The organism is Flavobacterium algoriphilum, from assembly GCF_048158655.1.
Classification (GTDB): Bacteria; Bacteroidota; Bacteroidia; order Flavobacteriales; family Flavobacteriaceae; genus Flavobacterium; species Flavobacterium algoriphilum.
The window spans coordinates 270,754-289,068 of record NZ_JBLNKY010000004.1 but is presented as its reverse complement, the minus strand read 5'-3'; the positions used below and the strand labels follow the sequence as shown (position 1 = coordinate 289,068).

Annotated in this window: 14 protein-coding genes; 2 read left to right on the top strand and 12 right to left on the bottom strand. The window is 34.7% G+C overall.

Features of this window, described 5'->3' with window-relative positions:
* Nucleotides 1-53 precede the first annotated feature (53 nt).
* The gene (locus tag ACM55G_RS09660) at nucleotides 54-455 is read left to right on the top strand and encodes an excinuclease ABC subunit B (protein WP_416843704.1); all 402 of its coding nucleotides are present in this window, start codon (nucleotides 54-56) and stop codon (nucleotides 453-455) included.
* On the opposite strand, the gene uvrB is transcribed toward ACM55G_RS09660, so the two are convergent.
* From uvrB to trmD, 10 genes are all read right to left on the bottom strand, one after another.
* On the bottom strand, nucleotides 452-2,443 hold the full coding sequence (gene uvrB / locus ACM55G_RS09655; RefSeq protein ID WP_416843703.1) for an excinuclease ABC subunit UvrB: 1,992 nt from the start codon (nucleotides 2,441-2,443) through the stop codon (nucleotides 452-454). The two genes, ACM55G_RS09660 and uvrB, sit on opposite strands and share 4 nt — an antisense overlap.
* 127 nt (nucleotides 2,444-2,570) lie before the next feature.
* Nucleotides 2,571-5,585 carry a TonB-dependent receptor gene (locus ACM55G_RS09650; protein WP_416843701.1) on the bottom strand — a complete coding sequence of 1,005 codons (3,015 nt, stop codon included), beginning with the start codon at nucleotides 5,583-5,585 and terminating at the stop codon, nucleotides 2,571-2,573.
* A 235-nt stretch (nucleotides 5,586-5,820) separates the two neighbouring features.
* Nucleotides 5,821-6,777: a 23S rRNA (adenine(1618)-N(6))-methyltransferase RlmF gene (rlmF, locus tag ACM55G_RS09645; RefSeq protein WP_416843700.1), complete on the bottom strand. Its 957-nt coding sequence runs from the start codon at nucleotides 6,775-6,777 to the stop codon at nucleotides 5,821-5,823.
* A 67-nt stretch (nucleotides 6,778-6,844) separates the two neighbouring features.
* A complete protein-coding gene (locus ACM55G_RS09640) occupies nucleotides 6,845-7,507 on the bottom strand; it encodes a thiamine diphosphokinase (RefSeq protein ID WP_416843699.1) in 663 nt (220 codons plus the stop codon).
* 164 nt (nucleotides 7,508-7,671) lie between these two features.
* Nucleotides 7,672-8,493 (bottom strand): DUF4249 family protein, encoded by an 822-nt coding sequence (locus tag ACM55G_RS09635; RefSeq protein ID WP_416843698.1) that lies wholly within the window; start codon nucleotides 8,491-8,493, stop codon nucleotides 7,672-7,674.
* Nucleotides 8,494-8,532: 39 nt separating this feature from the next.
* Nucleotides 8,533-10,914 (bottom strand): TonB-dependent receptor, encoded by a 2,382-nt coding sequence (locus ACM55G_RS09630; RefSeq protein WP_416843697.1) that lies wholly within the window; start codon nucleotides 10,912-10,914, stop codon nucleotides 8,533-8,535.
* A gap of 144 nt (nucleotides 10,915-11,058) precedes the next feature.
* Nucleotides 11,059-13,299, bottom strand: a complete 2,241-nt coding sequence (locus ACM55G_RS09625; RefSeq protein ID WP_416843695.1) for an NADP-dependent isocitrate dehydrogenase — start codon at nucleotides 13,297-13,299, stop codon at nucleotides 11,059-11,061.
* 267 nt (nucleotides 13,300-13,566) lie between these two features.
* Nucleotides 13,567-13,917 (bottom strand): 50S ribosomal protein L19, encoded by a 351-nt coding sequence (gene rplS, locus ACM55G_RS09620; RefSeq protein WP_416843693.1) that lies wholly within the window; start codon nucleotides 13,915-13,917, stop codon nucleotides 13,567-13,569.
* Between the two features lie 163 nt (nucleotides 13,918-14,080).
* Nucleotides 14,081-14,449, bottom strand: a complete 369-nt coding sequence (locus tag ACM55G_RS09615; RefSeq protein ID WP_416843692.1) for a four helix bundle protein — start codon at nucleotides 14,447-14,449, stop codon at nucleotides 14,081-14,083.
* Nucleotides 14,450-14,591: 142 nt separating this feature from the next.
* The gene (gene trmD / locus ACM55G_RS09610) at nucleotides 14,592-15,269 is read right to left on the bottom strand and encodes a tRNA (guanosine(37)-N1)-methyltransferase TrmD (RefSeq protein WP_416843691.1); all 678 of its coding nucleotides are present in this window, start codon (nucleotides 15,267-15,269) and stop codon (nucleotides 14,592-14,594) included.
* Nucleotides 15,270-15,607: 338 nt separating this feature from the next.
* On the opposite strand from trmD, the gene ACM55G_RS09605 reads away from it, so the two are divergent.
* On the top strand, nucleotides 15,608-16,540 hold the full coding sequence (locus tag ACM55G_RS09605) for a peptidylprolyl isomerase (RefSeq protein WP_416843690.1): 933 nt from the start codon (nucleotides 15,608-15,610) through the stop codon (nucleotides 16,538-16,540).
* A gap of 108 nt (nucleotides 16,541-16,648) precedes the next feature.
* Here the strand turns inward: ACM55G_RS09605 and ACM55G_RS09600 are convergent, their stop codons facing one another.
* Both ACM55G_RS09600 and ACM55G_RS09595 read right to left on the bottom strand, forming a co-directional pair.
* Entirely contained in the window at nucleotides 16,649-17,548 is a 900-nt protein-coding gene (locus tag ACM55G_RS09600) for an alpha/beta fold hydrolase (protein ID WP_416843689.1), read from the bottom strand.
* Between the two features lie 172 nt (nucleotides 17,549-17,720).
* Nucleotides 17,721-18,275 (bottom strand): thioredoxin family protein, encoded by a 555-nt coding sequence (locus tag ACM55G_RS09595; protein WP_416843688.1) that lies wholly within the window; start codon nucleotides 18,273-18,275, stop codon nucleotides 17,721-17,723.
* Between the last annotated feature and the right edge of the window lie 40 nt (nucleotides 18,276-18,315).

Genomic DNA, 18,315 nt, shown 5'->3' with positions numbered 1-18,315 from the left:
ATTTTGTGTTTTTATTTAAAAAAATCAATATTTTAGCTAAAAATAATAATTTCATGGATACTTACGAGGAAAAAAGAAGCTTACTTTTAGAGATGATTGCTTTTTCTACTGTTGACGGAAAATTGCATAAAAGAGAATACGATTTTTTGTTTATTGTTGCCAATGAATTAAACATAGTAAAAGGAGGATTCAATGATTTGTTTCATCAGGAATTACCCCAATTACCCATTAAATCAAATTTTCAACGTATTCAACAATTTTATAGACTCGCTTTGTTAATGCATAGTGATGGAGTTATACATAAAAAAGAAACTATCGCTATCCAACAAATAGCCATTGACATGGGACTCAATCCAGAAGCTACAAAACGTATTCTTAAGTTAATGAAGGAAGCACCAAATGTAATTATTGATGCCGAAGTTTTATTGACTGTTTTTCAGGAAGAACAAAACTAAGTTAATTGTCCTTGCAACGCTTTTATTTCATCACGTAATTTTGCCGCCTGCATAAAGTCCAATTCCTTTGCCGCTTTTTCCATATTTTTTCGTTTTTCACGAATGCGTTTTTCTATTTCAACTTTTGATAAATATTCAGTAACGGGTTCGGCTGCAGATGAAAGAGTATACCCTAATTCATAATCTGCTAAAGGGTTTTTGGTAAAGGCGCTCTCGATTTTTTTATTCAAAGCTTGAGGAACCAAATTATTTGCAGTATTGTAATTCATTTGTTTTGTTCTGCGATAATTGGTTTCGTCAATGGTTTTTTGCATGCTTGCTGTAATTTTATCAGCGTACATAATTGCTTTTCCATTCAGGTTTCTTGCTGCGCGACCTATTGTTTGCGTAAGCGAACGATGGCTTCGTAAAAAACCTTCTTTGTCTGCATCTAAAATTGCCACCAAAGAAACTTCAGGTAAATCCAAACCTTCACGAAGTAAATTCACGCCAATTAGTACATCAAAAATTCCTTTTCGTAAATCTTGCATAATTTCGATTCGTTCCAAAGTATCTACTTCAGAATGAATATAACGGCAACGAATATTGACTTTGGTTAAATATTTGGCCAATTCTTCCGCCATTCTTTTGGTTAAAGTGGTTACCAAAACGCGTTCATCAATTTCGGCTCGAACCTGAATTTCTTCGATTAAATCATCAATTTGGTTTAAACTTGGTCGGATTTCGATGATTGGATCCAATAATCCTGTCGGACGAATTACCTGTTCCACAACGACACCTTCCGTTTTTTGCAATTCATAATCGGCTGGTGTTGCCGAAACGTAAATCACTTGGTTTTGCATTGCCTCGAATTCTTCAAACTTCAACGGACGATTGTCCATCGCTGCCGGAAGTCGGAAACCATATTCCACTAAATTTTCTTTTCGGCTTCTGTCTCCGCCATACATGGCGCTAACTTGAGAAAGAGTCACGTGACTTTCGTCTACAACCATTAAGAAGTCACTTGGAAAATAATCTAATAAACAAAAGGGTCTTGTTCCCGGTAAACGACCATCCAGATAACGAGAATAATTTTCAATTCCAGAGCAATATCCGAGTTCGCGAATCATTTCCAAATCAAAATTGGTGCGTTCTTCCAATCGTTTTGCTTCCAAATGTTTGCCTATTTCCTTGAAATAATCGACTTGCTTTACCAAATCCTGTTGGATTTCCCAGATGGCACCTTGTAAAACATCTGGCGAAGTCACAAACATATTGGCTGGATAAATTGTCAGTTTATCAAATTTTTCAATGACTTTAGAATTTTTTGTATCAAAACTTTCAATTTCCTCGATTTCATCTCCAAAAAAATGAACTCGATATGCCTCATCTGCATAACTAGGATAAACATCTACCGTGTCACCTTTTATTCTGAAACTTCCGGGATTAAAATCGGCTTCAGTTCTGGAATATAAACTTTGTACCAGTTGATGCAATAATTTAGTTCGGGAGATGATTTGTCCTTTCTCAATTGGAATCAAGTTTTTCTGAAATTCGATAGGATTTCCAATACCATACAAACACGAAACCGATGCCACTACTAAAATATCTCTTCGTCCAGAAAGCAACGAAGCGGTTGTTGACATTCGCATTTTTTCCAGTTCTTCATTGATGGATAAATCTTTTTCTATGAAAACGCCGGTTACGGGCATGAATGCTTCGGGCTGGTAATAGTCGTAATAAGAAACGAAATATTCCACTGCATTATTCGGGAAGAATTGTTTGAATTCCGAGTACAATTGTGCCGCTAAGGTTTTATTATGAGCCAAAACCAAAGTTGGTCTTTGCACTTCCTGAATCACATTGGCTACCGTAAATGTTTTTCCAGATCCGGTAACTCCCAATAATGTTTGGAATTTTTCACCATCAATAATCCCTTGGGTCAATTTTTCAATCGCTTGGGGTTGGTCGCCCTTAGGCTGGTAATCGGATACTACTTGGAAATTCATTTAAGACAAGGACAAAGGTTAAGAGGAACAAAGGTACAAAGTTTGAATTCTTTTTTTAGCAAAGTTTAAGCCAAAAAAAAGCCATCAACTTTTAGTTGATGGCTTTCCATATTCTAAAAATATTTTTCTAGAAACTGAAGCTTAATCTGGCAAAAACAAAACGACCGTTTTGACCAAATTGAGATGTGTTTCTTGAATATACAAATTGATTTGCATTAGACAAATCAATTGTCGATGGAGCAGCTGTATAATCGATAGCTCCTGACACTAATCGTGGTTTGATTGCAGTTTGCGTTCCAAGATTCATATCTGGATAAATGTCAAAAATATTATTAGCTCCAATAACAATTTTTGCAGCATTGGTAATTTTGAAACCAACTGAAAAATCAGTAATAATTTTTGCTCCCCAGATTGGGTGCTCAATTTCTACTGCTTGACCGTTTACTACAATACCTTCAACTCTTCCATCTCCATTTACGTCTGCGGTATTTGGATCTGTTACTTTACCAAAATAAACGTTTCTCAAGAAGAAATCGAATTTTTTGTAAGAAAGTGAATTTGTTAAATTAGCTTTAACTCTTGGCACTGCTTCTTGAAGATAAATTCTTGAGGATTCTGAATAGTATTTGTTTATCTGACCTGCTGCTTCTAGTATCGGTGATGCGTGTATTGAACCGACTCTTCTTGTATTAGAAATAGTACCAGATAAATCAGTTTTTAAAGATAACCCTTCACCGAAACTTGTTTTATGGCTAATTACTACATCAATTCCTTTTGACTCCGTGTCAATTGCATTCGCAAAGAAAGTTGCTGCAGTTGCTCCTGCGGCATCAAAATATGGTTTTGTTACAGCATTCGAAGTAAATTGATCTGTAAGAACGACTCTGTCATTTATTTTAACAACATAGGCATCAGCTGTTAAAGTGATATTTGCAGTAGGTATTTTTGCAGTAAATCCAATACTGGCACTTTTAGATTCTTCTTGTTTTAATGTTGGAATTCCTAAAGCTTTTGCAACTGGAGAGTCATTGCTAAAAGTTCCAACTTCAAATGGAACACCGCCTACGAATTGAGTCGCTGTTGAATTAAAATAGATTTGATGTAGCGATGGCGCTCTAAATCCAGTTGAAACAGCACCACGCAAATTGATGTTATCCGTTAGTTTGTAACGAGATGCCACTTTGAAATTAGTTGTATTTCCAAAATCAGAATAATTCTCAAAACGAACAGCTCCATTAACTAACCATTTGTCAGTAAGATCTAATTCTAAATCAGTATAAACGGCTACACTATTACGTCCCTTGTCAATGGCATTTGCAGGTCTGAAACCCGGGAATACTTGTGCTCCACCTGGTCTATTAGCACCGTAAAAATCAGTAACTTTAATATTAGCAGGGGTTGTCCCCGTAACTGCTGTTCCATTGATGTCATATAGGTTATATGAATCTGGTTCACCAGCATTGATATTAAAGTTTTCATGTCTGTATTCAGCACCAAACGCAACGTTCAGTCCTTTCATAACATCAAATTTTCTATTCATATCAAAATTGGTTGTATTTTGATAGAAACCTAAACCTCCAGCATTAAACTGAGTTGCTGATTTTTCTCTTAAGGAAGCATTAACCGTGTTTTCGATGTTATAATCAAAAGTATTTTTTCCAAAAGTATTACTTAAATCAAAATTCCAGTTTTCGAATAAAAGACCTCTAAGACCAGCGGCTACAGATACATCGCCAATTGTAGAATGAATTTCTGGTAAGAAGCCGTTTGGATATAATCCGGTATATGATCTGGCTTGATTTGGTTTTCTGTAAAAACCTGCAGCTTCGCCGGTTCTATAGCTAGTTCCGCCAAAAGCATACACTTCTAATTTATCATTGATTGGATAAGCGGCGTTCAAAAAGAATTGCGCGCTTCGCAAAGAAGATTGTCCCACTCTCATATTGAAATCTTTTCTTTCAAGACTTCTATACGCTAATTCTCCTGCTGTAGCATCAAAGTTTAATGCGGTTTGCATTTGAGAAGTAGTTAGAGCACCTGTTATAGCAGTTTGTTGCGCCGTTGTAAAATAACCTACTTGTGGAGCATACTGTTTTATTGTGGTAAGTATTTGAGTTGTATTTGGAGTATTATTTATGTTTCCAAAAAGAGCATTAATATTTGTTCCAGCTTCAGCAGCTCTTTGTTCAACCGCATTATAGGCATTGAATAGAGTACCGGTTACATCCTTCGCTCTGCTAGTAGCATCTCTAAGTTGAAAACTGGCAGTTGCATTAATAAAACTTTTCTCTTTACCAAGACCGGTTCCGTAGTTTAAGTCTAATTGGTAATTACCACCATCAATACCACCATCATGGTCATTAGCTCCTTTTGAAAGATTTCCTCCTCCAAAAAGGGCGACATCTAATTTATTGGTGTTTTTCTTTACATTAATATTGATTACACCTGCAATGGCATCAGAACCATATTGTGCGGAAGCTCCGTCTCTCAAGACTTCGATTTTTTCGATCGCAAAAGCAGGAATAGCATTTAAATCTGTTCCTACAGATCCTCTTCCCGGTGATCCATTGATATTTACTAAAGAGGAAGTATGTCTTCTTTTTCCATTTACCAATACCAATACTTGATCTGGACCTAGACCTCTTAATTGAGCCGGGTCAATGTGATCCGTTCCATCAGCTACAGTTGTAGTATTTGATGTAAACGATGGCGCAACCATGTTTAAAATTTGGTTTAAGTTAACTTGTGGACCTTGTGAAGCAATCTCTTTCATGCTGATCACATCAATGGGTACTGCAGACTCAGTAACCGTTCTAGTAGGATTACGAGAACCTATTACAACAACGTCCTGTAATGTTTCACCACTTCCGGTTAAAATAATATTTACTGTATTTCCTGTTACTGTTACGGATTTAGTTTCTAAGCCTACAAAAGAGAATTGCAAAACATCCCCAGTTTTTGCCGTAATTGTAAATTTACCATCAGCATCTGTAGTTGTACCTTTGGCAGTTCCTTTGACAAGTACGGTTGTACCTGGTAAAGTAGCTTTAGAGTCGTCAGTTACAACTCCTGAAACTTTAATTTCCTGAGCAGTAAGTCCTGCCGAAAAAATAAAGATTAGAATAAAAAACAATTTTTTCATGGTTTGGTTTTTTGAAATTAAAAAGCCAAAACTACGAATTTAAAAGCAGTGTGTTATTTTTTTCTTAAAAAAACTATAAATTAATAAAAACGCATTATTTTTTGCTGTATTTTTTTATGAATAATTAGTTTTACGGGTGTTTTTTTTATAATTGTGTAAAATTTATTTTTTTTAAATTTTTAAATTTTCAAAAAAAGTTAAATTATAAAAGTATTTTGAATAATTATACTGATGATTATTCGAGTTTCCAAGCTTTTTGTTGAGTTTCGCTTAAAAAGGTCCAAGCAATAATTCGGCTTGTTTTTTGGCCTTGAGCCATGTCAATTGTTTTGACTGTAACAGCACTAACTTTGTTTAACGTTTTATAAAGACTGGAAAGATTTTCTTTTTTGGAAACCAAAGTTGTGAACCACAAACATTGCATCGGGTATTTTGCACTTTCGTAAATCATTTGCGTTACGAAACCTAATTCACCGCCTTCGCACCATAATTCATTGTTTTGACCTCCAAAATTTAACACTGGATTTTTAGTTCGGGTGTTTTCTAAATTATTAATTTTTCTTATAGAAGATTTTGTAGCCTCTTCTTTTGAATTATGAAAGGGAGGATTACAAATAGTAAAAGTGAATTTGTCTTCTGGGGTTATGATGTTTTTAAAAATAAAGCGACTTTCAGTTTGTAATTGCAAGCTTATAATATCCATAAGATTTGGATTGTCTTGGATGATTTTTTTGCAATTTTGGATTGCTTTTTCATCTATATCGGTTCCTACAAAACTCCATCCGTAAGTCGAATTCCCTATTATTGGATAAATACAGTTGGCCCCTATACCAATGTCTAAACCTTGAACGGTTTCACCTTCCGGGATGATTCCGTTATTGCTTGATGCTAATAAATCGGCAATATAATGAATGTAGTCGGCTCTTCCTGGAATGGGTGGGCAAAGGTAGTTTTTAGGAATGTCCCAATCCTGTATGGCGTAATGAGTTATCAGCAAGGCTTTGTTTAGCGATTTTACCGCTTCTGGATTACTGAAATCAATGGTTTCTATATGGTGCTCATTGATAGCAACAAAATGCTGCAATTCAGGACAATTTTTGATTAATTGTTCAAAATCATATCCAAATCGATCCAAATTTCTTGGATGTAAATTCGTTTTTTCGGTAATCGTTTTTGGTTTTATCTTTTCCATTTCGGCGCAAAGGTAGTCAATCTCTTTGTCAAATTATAAGTTGAGATTATAAATAGGTTTTTCATCATTAATCCATACATTCCATCATCAATAAATCACCTTCGCTGTGTTCAATTGTGACAATGCCGTCTTTGATTACATGATTGCTGCTTCCTGTTCTATAACCAATGGTTAAGCTGTCGTCTTTTAACGGATAAAATAAATTATCAGAATGAATTCCAGTGACATGTCCTATTGGAATTAACGAAATGGGGGTATTGGCTGTGTACCATTTTTCGAATTTGTTTGGCAATAAAAATATTTTCGAATGATCATCTAAAATGACAATTTTCAATAGATTTCTATATTGAACTATATTGGTGAGATTAGTAATAGTATGATCAGCTCTTCTTCCTGTTGCCCAAATGACATTTACGGCAGGGATTTTTCGGTGAATTAAATAATCAAAAGCTTTTTCTAAATCGGTTTTATTTTGGTCTGGGGTATGGATAATTTCGATCGGATATTGTGAAGTTTGGTATTGCTCCGGATCAAATCCTCGGTCGAAATCCCCCAAAAGAATATCTACTTTTATGTCTAATTGCATGACTCTTTCCATGGCCGAATCTAATACAATTACCAATGGGGACCATTCTAATAATTGACCTAATAATTCTAGATTACAGGATGCACCATTGGCAATTATTAAGGCGGGTTCTTGGTCGTCGCGAACAATGTGATGTGAGGACATGAAGATTTAAGGTTTAAGATTGCTGATTTTAGATTTATGATGTAAAAGTAAATAAAAGTTATCATTCTACCCCTTATGGAAATAGTCAGGATTACTCCACTATACTTTTATTTTGATCAGAGTTCAATGAACTTTGTTTGAAATGAATAGCTGGTGGCTTTTAATTATTCAATTGTATAATTTTTAATATCAACTTCACTAAGCGAGAAATATCCCAAAGGATAGTTTGAAGTATCTGTGGTGTTAATTATATTTCCTCTTACTGTTGCGGGAGGTGATTGAAACGGCCCACCGCCATTATTGCCTGCGATACTTACTAAAACACTCATGTAACTGTCATAGGCTTTAGAAATTCCGAAGTGACTCACTTCAATTTTATCTCCTTTCTTTAAATTATCGTTTTGAGATATGCTGAAGAATTCATTTCCATTAAAAAATTCATCTTTGTCTAGATAATAGTTTGATTTCACTTGGTTTGAATATACATATTTGTAGAGGTAAAAATTGGTTTCACTCGCTGGGTCTTGATAAAATGTTTTAATCTCTATGTTTTTTGCTGTAAATCCACCTTCGTTTTTTTGTATAATTTTTGTTATTGGCGCAACAGGTTTTAAAACTTCTGAAGCGATGTAGGTATTACCGTTGCTAATAATATGTAAAGTGTATACTTCATTTATTACCGGAAGAAAGGAGTCGCATACATACTCACCGGTATTGGCAACCTCTAAAAAATTAAAAATCGCATTAGTACTATTTTTAATGTAGACAGTTGCTCTGGAAATTTTTGGAATTTCAGTGCTATAAAAACTAGTAGTAGTGGTGAGTTTTATTTTCTGTTGATCTCCAGTAGTGCCTTTTTTCCAATTGATAGCAGCTTCAATAACTAGTTTTGGTGGCGTAGTATCTAGATCTACTTTAATTACATCTTCGCAAGCACTGCTTAAAACAGCAAGAATAATTAGTAAATAAAGGGTTGTTTTTTTCATGATTTTATTTTATTTCGATACCTCAGTGGATTCTTATTTTTAAAATTTGAAATTATAACTTACCGCTGGAACAACACCAAATATCGAAGTTTTTACAGCTTCATTGTTTCCCGTATCTGAGTTTTGTCTGAAATTGATTGAAGCAGCATTTTTTCGATTATATAGATTATAAATACTAAAAACCCATTCGCTTTTCCATTGTCTGTCTTTGTTGCTTTTTGGAGTCAAAGTTGCTGCAATATCAAGGTGATGATAGGCGGGAAGACGATTTTTATTCCTCAATCCATAACTTGGGACATTGATTCCTAAGTATTCGTATTGTCCGATGGGATATGTTACTGGTTGTCCGGTTTGTAATGCAAAATTAGCTCCGAAAGACCATTTCTCGTTTAAATTATAGGAGCTGGTAATTGCTATATTGTGTAATTTATCATAAACAGAATTGTACCATTGTCCATTGTTGATTCCGGATTCAATTGGTGTTTTTCCTAGAGTTTGTTGTTCGGATTTGGATAATGTATAGGAAATCCAGCCATTCAATTTACCTTCATTCTTGCGGAACATTATTTCTAAACCATAGGATCTTAATTGACCGTTTAAGATTATTTGTTCGATGGCTTTATTGGCAATTAAATTAGCCCCGTCAATGTAATCCAATCTGTTTTTTACTTTTTTATAATAGGTTTCTACTTCCAAAGAATAAATTCCATCTTTTAGGTTTTTAAAATATCCCAAAGCCACTTGGTCTGCAATTTGGGGTTTGATGAAACTATCGCTTGGCGTCCAGACATCAAGCGGAGTAGGCGATGAGGTGTTTGAAATCAATTGTAAATACTGCACCATTCTGTTGTAGCTCGCTTTAACGGATTGGTCATCGTTGATTTGGTAGGCTAATGAAAAACGCGGTTCCAAGTAATTATAGCTTTGCATGACTTTATTTCTTTCATAAAACTTTGTGCCAATTGGAGTTGCTTTTTCATAAAGCTGTAATTCTGAATTGAAAATTACCGGATTATCATTTTCATAAATATTCACGGTAGATTGTCCCAAACGGTAAAACATGCTGTACCGAAGTCCATAAGACAGCGCAATTTTATCGGATAGTTCATGATCTGCGTTAATATATAAAGCGGATTCGAATGCGTATTTTTTATCCAATTGATCAAAATTAATTCCAGAATCAGCATCAGATGGTTTTATGCTTCCGGGATTAAACTCGTAATAAATTCCGTTTACCCCGTAATTCAATTTGAATTTATCAGAAATATAATTTTTGAAGTCGTATTTGATATTGTAATTTTTAATGCCAGAATCCCATTTGAATCCTACAAAATCCAAATCCAAGCCATAATAAAAATCACTGTAAATCAAGGATAAATTCGAAAACAATTTTTCAGAAAATAAGTGATTCCAACGAAGGTTTAAAGTAGCATTGCCATAAATGTTAGTAAAACTTTTGTTGAGGCTGAAAACGTCCCGACCAAAATATCCGGATAAATAGAGGCTATTGTTCGAATCCAATTTATAACTCAACTTGGTATTCAAGTCGTAAAAATAAGCCGAATTATTTTTTTGTTCTGGAGATAGTTTCAGAAATAAATGGGCATAAGAACTTCTTCCGCCAATAAGGAAGGAGCCTTTGTCTTTTACAAATGGGCCTTCGGCCAAAATCCTGCTGGAGATTAATCCGATTCCTCCATTAATATGAAATTTTTTGCTGTTTCCATCTTTTTGATAAATGTCTAAAACCGAAGAAGCCCTTCCTCCAAAACGAGCCGGGATTCCACCTTTGTATAATTTCAAATCTTTGATCGCATCCGGATTAAAAACCGAGAAAAACCCAAAAACATGAGAGGAGTTAAAAATAGTTGCTTCGTCCAATAAAATTAAATTTTGATCCGCGCCGCCACCACGTACATTAAAGCCGGATGCGCCTTCACCAGCATTAGTTACGCCAGGAAGCAATAAAATAGATTTTAAAATATCGACTTCACCCAATACAACAGGCATTTTTTTGATAGCTGAAATGGAGAGTTTGTTTACACTCATTTCTGGTTTTCGAATATCAGTTTTAGTTTTAGTATCAATGATAACAACTTCTTTTAAAGCAGTTTCATTACTTAATAACTTGAAATTATTTTTTATATTTTGGTTTAAAATGATCGATTCTGCTATGGTTTGATATCCTAATGAGGTTACCTGAACCGTATAATTTCCGTTGGGTAACGTAATCGAGTAAAATCCGTATTCGTTGGTTGTTACACCTGTTTTTAATTGGGGTATGACAATGTTGACCCCTATTAAAGATTCATAGCTATTGGCATCAATAATAATTCCGCTTAGCGTAAATTTATTTTGAGAAAAGGAAGAAATAGAGATTAATAATACAATTAAAAACGTACTTATTTTCTTTGGAATCATTGTTTTATTTTTTTCTAAATAAAGAAATACAAATTATACTAAATAGAGTGTCAATTAGTGAATAGCAAATGTTTAACGTATTGCTAAGGTAAAAAAAAAGACGACCGTTTCCAGTCGTCTTTTTTACTATGTAAAATTACTTTATTAAGCGATTTTTGCAGGAACAGCGATTCTGTCTAAAATAGTATTAAACGTTTCGCTTGGTCGCATTGCTTTTTCAGTCAATTCAGGATTTGGTTGGTAATGACCACCAATAGCTTGAGGTTTCCCTTGTGCTCCAATTAACTCTGCATTGATTTTGGCTTCATTTTCTTTGAATTCCACTGCGATAGGAGTAAAGATAGTTTTCAATTCAGCATTTTTATCTTGTACTGCTAATGCTTCTGCCCAATACATTGCCAAGTAAAAATGAGAACCACGGTTGTCAATTCCTCCAAGTTTACGAGCTGGGGACTTATCATTTGCCAAGAATTTTTCGGTAGCTACATCAAGAGTTTCAGCTAAAATAATTGCTTTAGAATTATTTAAAGTCTGACCTAAATGTTCTAATGAAGCACCTAAAGCTAAAAATTCACCCAGAGAATCCCAACGTAAATAACCTTCTTGTGAAAATTGTTCGACATGTTTTGGGGCTGATCCACCTGCACCAGTTTCAAACAAACCACCACCATTCATCAATGGAACGATAGATAGCATTTTAGCTGATGTTCCTACTTCCAAAATAGGAAATAAGTCAGTTAAGTAATCACGCAATACGTTTCCTGTTACAGAAATAGTATCTAGTCCTTTAATGATTCTTTCTAATGTAAAGTCAGTTGCTGCAATAGGATTAAGGATGCGAATGTCTAAAGATGTTGTGTCGTAATCTTTTAAATATTTTGTTACTTTTTCGATTAACTCTCTATCATGCGCTCTGTTTTCGTCTAACCAAAAAACGGCTGGAGTATTTGATAAACGAGCTCTGTTTACTGCTAATTTAACCCAGTCTTGAATCGGGGCATCTTTTGCCTGACACATTCTGAAAATATCTTTTGCTTCAACGGCTTGTTCCATTAAAACGGTTCCATTAGTATCTACAACACGCACAACGCCGTCTGCACTCATCTGGAATGTTTTGTCATGTGATCCGTACTCTTCGGCTTTTTGTGCCATCAAACCTACGTTTGGAACACTTCCCATCGTTGTGGGGTCAAAAGCACCATGTTTTTTACAAAAATCAATAGTCGCAGTATATATTCCTGCATAACATCTGTCTGGAATAATGGCAATGGTATCTTGTTGTTTTCCTTCCTTGTTATACATTTGTCCCGAAGTACGAATCATTGCCGGCATGGATGCATCAACAATCACATCCGAAGGAACATGAAGATTGGTAATTCCTTTTTCAGAATTTACCATGGCCAATGCTGGTCCATTTTCTATTGCTTGGTTTATTGCAGCTTCTACTTCAGCCTGCATAGGGTGTCCAGCAATTTTAGCATACACATCACCTAAACCATTTCGGGTGTCAATATTCAATTCATTAAATAAAGCAGCATATTTTTCGAAAACGGCTGCGAAATAAACTTCTACTATTGCTCCAAAAATAATTGGATCAGAAACTTTCATCATAGTAGCCTTCAGGTGAACTGAAAGTAGAACATTTTGTTCTTTTGCAACTGCAATTGTTTTTGCTACAAAACTTTTTAAAGCGTTTAGGTTCATTACCGAACTGTCGATTATTTCACCTATTTTCAGCGGTGTGCTTGCTTTCAAAACAGTAGTGGAACCATCTTTACCAACGAATTCGATTTTTACATCAGTGGCATCAGCAACAGTAAGTGATTTTTCACTTCCGTAAAAATCACCACTCTCCATAGAAGCTACCTGTGTTTTTGAGTCAGAAGTCCAAGCTCCCATAGAATGGGGGTTTGCCTTAGCGTAATTTTTAACTGCTTTAGGAGCTCTACGATCAGAGTTTCCTTCACGTAAAACTGGATTTACTGCAGAACCTAAAATTTTAGAATATTTAGCTTTGATTGTGGTCTCCGCTTCGTTTTGCGGTTCTTCAGGAAAGTTAGGTAAATTATAACCATGAGCTTGTAATTCAGCAATTGCCGCTTTTAATTGAGGGACAGATGCCGAAACATTTGGTAATTTTATAATGTTTGCTTCTGGAGTTGTTGCTAATTGTCCAAGTTCTAATAAAGCATCTCCTGTTTTTTGATCTTCAGTCAAAAACTCGGGAAAGTTTGCTAAAATTCTTGCCGCTAAAGAAATGTCTCTAGTTTCAATTTCAATATCAGAAGTTGAGGTAAATGCTTGTACAATCGGTAGAAATGAATAGGTGGCCAACAAAGGCGCTTCATCAGTGAGGGTGTAAAAAATTTTTGATTTCTGTGTCATTTTTGTATTTTTATAATCGAATCACGGTTAAATGTAGCTTAAATAAGGTGTTTCACTTGAAATAAGGCGAACAAATATATGAAAATCAGATGTAATAGAAGGCGCATTTTATATAGAAAAACACGAATTTTTAGATTACTAACTAGTTATTCTGAATTTGTTAGTTTTATAAACCCTTAAATCCTAAATTAGGAATTTATGATGGCAAAAATTAGCAAAAAAAAAGTCCCAACAATGTTGGGACTTTTATAGTAAAGAGATCGTTGACTATCTTCTTTTGTCTTTAATTTTAGCTTTTTTACCAGTAAGTTCTCTGAAGTAGAAAATTCTAGCTCTACGAACTGCACCTTTTTTGTTGATTTCAACTTTTTGTAAAGCCGGTAAGTTTACTGGGAAGATACGCTCTACTCCAATAGCACCTGACATTTTACGAATAGTAAAAGTTTCTGTGTTACCAGAACCTCTTCTTTGAATAACAACTCCTTTAAAAAACTGTGTTCTAGTTTTTTCACCCTCTCTAATTTCGTAGTAAACTGTGATAGTATCACCAGCTCCAAAAACAGGAAAATCTTTTCTAGCTACTAATTCGTCTTGAACGAATTTCATTAAATCTGCCATGATAATTTTAATTATGGTTTTTATTAAATCAACATTCACGGATCTCGCCAGAGGTTAATCTAATGTGGGTGTAAAATTACAACTTTTGTTTTAATCTACAAGTTTTTTTAGTTAGTTTTCAGTCGCAGTTTCAGTCTCAGTATATTTCGACAAAAAGAAATGACTAAATTTTACATCCAAATTTGTCAGGGTTATTGATCATATAATTAATTAGTCTTCCAATTTCAATAGTTTTGTTATTCAAATCATTATAGGTTTCAATATTTATATATTCGCATTTTAAAGAAAATTCCAGCCAGACATTTGTTTCTGAATTTTCAGCATCACTATCTGTTAATTTGCTGATGAAATGATTAACATAACGTCTTTTTCTATATGCCTCATCAATGTTTGCGGAAACACTTCTTGAAGAACGTCGAATTTGATCTGTGAGGGAATATTTTTCTTCTTTTGGAAAAGATTTTGATAACATAAAAATGTCCATTGCTAACTGAAACGACTTTTGAAATGCTAATAATTCTTTAAAATCCATAATTTCTTATTTTTAAGTTTTCAGTCTCAGTTTTCAGAGATTTCAAATTGTGTTTTGAAAACTGAGATTCCTCCACTGAAAACTGTGACTGAGACTGAAAACTTTTTTATTCATTCCCACACTGAAAACTGCACGCTGAAAACTATTCCTCCAGCAAATCCGGTCTTCTAGTCTTGGTATGTTCATAGGCCATATCTTCCCGCCATTTATCTATTTTGGCAAAATTTCCGCTGGTCAAAACATCAGGAACTTTCCATCCTTTATAATCAGCAGGGCGTGTGTAAATTGGTCCTGACAATAATCCATCCTGAAAACTATCCGTCAATGCTGAGGTTTCATCACTTAAAACACCCGGAATCAACCGGATTAAAGCATCTGATAAAACCAAAGCGCCCAGTTCGCCACCACTTAAAACATAATCACCAATCGAGATTTCCTTTGTAATGAAATGGTCGCGCACGCGTTGATCTACCCCTTTATAATGTCCGCAAAGGATAATAATATTCTCATGCATCGACATGGTATTTGCCATTTTCTGGTTCAGGGTTTCCCCGTCTGGCGACATATAAATGATTTCGTCATAGGTTCTCTCGCTTTTCAAATGTGTAATACAAGCATCAATAGGCTGTACCGTCATCACCATTCCGGCACCACCACCATACGGGTAATCATCCACACTTTTCTGTCTGTTGGTTGTATAATCCCGTAAATTATGAAAATATACTTCCACCAATCCTTTTTCGATGGCACGTTTCATAATCGAAGCCTCAAACGGGCTTCGCAATAATTCTGGGAGAACGGTAACAATATCAATGCGCATAATTTTGAATCTTAGTTTTAAAGCGCAAAGGTACAAAGTTTTTCTATGTGAACTTGTTTCAGTATCAGGAGTCATTTCCAGCTTTTCGTTGCAATCTTTCACTGCAAACGAAGTTCACTGAACTCCTATGAAGATAGAAATTAAGTGAAGTAATCTGGGCTAGGGTTTAGTGGAATTACGAAGTTTTTTAGCAAGTGTTATTTTTCAAATGGTTTCTAAATTAGAGTACTGTTTAATCTTTAATCTTTAAACTTTCAAATAACCAAATCAACGAATTCCATAATTCCCTTTTTAAAATTAATTTCGTAAATTTGCCTTTCAATAAAAATTATACAAAAATGGAAAATGGAATATATGCTAAATTCAACACCACAAGAGGTGCTATTTTAGTAAAACTAGAGCACGAATTAACACCAGGAACTGTTGGGAACTTCGTAGGATTGGCAGAAGGAAACATAGAAAATAAAGTAAAACCTCAAGGGGTTAAATTTTATGACGGATTAAAATTCCACAGAGTAATTCCTGATTTCATGATTCAAGGTGGTTGTCCACAAGGAACAGGAACTGGAGATCCAGGATATAAATTTGATGATGAATTTCACCCAAGTTTGAAACACAACCGTCCGGGAGTTTTGGCTATGGCGAACTCAGGACCTGGAACAAATGGTTCTCAGTTTTACATTACACACATTTCAACAGAATGGTTGGATAACAAACATACTGTTTTTGGACATGTGGTAGAAGGTCAGGATGTTGTTGATGCAGTACAGCAAGGTGATGTTTTGGAATCTTTAGAAATTATCAGAGAAGGAGAAGAAGCTAAAAATTGGAATGCAATTGAAGCCTTTATCACTTTTAAAGGTTCACGTAACAAACGTGATGCAACTTTAAAAGCAGATGCAGAAGAAGCGATGGAAAAACTAGCAGCTGGTTTTGAAAAAACAGAAAGCGGTTTACGTTACCAATTCATTCAAAGAGGTGAAGGTAAAAAAGCAGAAAATGGAAAAACAGTTTCGGTACATTATACAGGACAACTTCCAGACGGTAAAGTTTTTGACAGTTCATATCCTCGTAAAAAACCAATCGAATTTCCATTAGGAAAAGGAAATGTTATTGAAGGTTGGGATGAAGGAATTGCCTTGTTGCGCGTAGGTGACAAAGCACGTTTCGTGATTCCATCTCATTTAGGGTACGGATCTCGTGGTGCTGGTGGAGCAATTCCGCCAAATGCTACATTGATTTTTGACGTCGAATTAATGGACGTAAAATAGTCTAATTTCAGATACCAGGTTTCAGGTATCAGATAAAATTAAAAAAGTCTCAAAACGAAAGTTTTGGGACTTTTTTATGCAATAGTATGACTTCAAGTAATTTCGGATTTAGATTTCTGAATTTAAAAATTCAAGTAAATCCTTGTTTAATTTATCTTTTTCAATATAAAATAAACCATGTGGGGCTCCCTCATAAACAATAAATTTATTATCGGGTATTAATTTTGTCGCTATTTCAGAAGTGATTTCAATAGGAACGGTTTTGTCCTCATCGCCATGAATAATTAATGTAGGCACATTTACCGTAGCCATTTCTCTACGAAAATCGGTTGTGGAAAATGATTTTGCACATTCTAAAGTCGCGCGTGGTGACGCAAAAGAACACAGCATTCTATAATAATCCAGTAAAGGGGTGCTTATGGGTTTACTGATGAAACTTACTCCGAAAAATGTTTTCCCAAAACTATCCAGAAAACCAATTCGGTCGTCTTTAATTTGTTCCGCCATACTATCGTATTTTTCTTGTGAAACGCCAGCCGGATTAGAATCTGTTTTCAATTGAAACGGAGTTACGGAAGATATGAATACCGCTTTTGAAACTCCTTTTCCACCATGACGGCTAAAATAACGTACGACTTCACCACCTCCCATAGAAAATCCAACAAGCGTCGCTTCTTTCAAATCTAATTGATCAATAATAGCTTTTAAATCATCTGACAAAGTATCGTAATCGTAGCCATTCCATGGTTGTGAGGATTTTCCAAAACCCCGACGGTCATAAGCAATAACTCTAAAATTATTTTGAACCAAAGTATCAATTTGATATTCCCACATCTCATTAGAAAGTGGCCAGCCATGAATAAGAATTACGGGTTTTCCTTGGCCATAATCTTTTACATATAGTTTTATATTTGGTGCTGTTACAATGTATTTATCTGTAGAAATATTCGATGCAGAAAAATTATCTTCATTAAGTGATTCGTTGCTGTTAATTTGATTTGTTTCCATAACATTTACTGTTTATAATATGAATTTAGTATTTCTAATAGTGTAAAATTAGATGTATTTGATAAAATGGTATTATAGAATTTCTATAAATAGTTGTAACTTTTTTGTTTTTTGGAACAAATTAAAAAAAAATATTCAATTGAAAATCAGTATGTTTTCATAAAAATTGAAATCATTTCCATTTTATATTACAGCCTATACTTGGTTTTTGATTTGGATTAATTATTCGATTATAAACCACCCCATCAATCGCTCCACGCAAATCGTTACCATTAAGCGGTATTCCATTTCCCGGTCGGCTGTCGTCTAACTGACCGCGATATACTAATTTATTTTGGTTGTTAAACAAGAAAAAATCGGGCGTGCAAGCTGCGTCATATGCTTTGGCTACTTCTTGCGTTTCATCATACAAATACGGAAATTCCATTTTGTTTTCGAAAGCGAATTCCGTCATAAATTCTGGAGCATCTTCTAAATATTTTGAAACATCATTACTGGAAATGGCAATAACACCAATTCCCTGAACGCGATAATCATTGGCAATCATAACAATTTCTTTAATTATATGACGTACAAACGGGCAATGATTACAAATAAATAGTACCAAAGTTCCTTTTTCACCTTTTAAATCTGAAAAAGAAAGCCATTCACTTGAATTAGTGTCTTTCAAATAAAATTCGGGAGCAACGGTTCCAAGCGAGATCATTTTTGAAGCAGTTTTTGACATGAAGTTTTTCTGGTTTAGAATTTAAGCTTTAAAGTTAAGA